The following is a 203-nucleotide window of genomic DNA, read 5'->3' on the forward strand; positions in this document are numbered from 1 at the left end:
ACTGTGGATGCTATCGACGAGGCTGATGAAACGTTCAGCATCGCTAATGGAGCTGTTTCGGCTACTGGTACGATTATCGACAATAACAACGCCCCTACTGTGGCAACGATCACTCCGGCTTCGGCTACCGAAGGAACTGATGTGGTATTCAACTTTACACTAAGCAACCCATCGGCGGTAGATACAACTTATACTTTTGTATT

Annotated in this window: 1 protein-coding gene; it reads left to right on the forward strand. The window is 46.8% G+C overall.

Annotated elements, in window-relative coordinates; all coding sequences use genetic code 11:
* Positions 1 to 203: hypothetical protein (locus tag AC061E_RS16695; RefSeq protein WP_478287261.1), on the forward strand; the 203-nt coding region annotated here is incomplete at both ends.

Source organism: Flavobacterium sp. GNP011 (assembly GCF_056428925.1).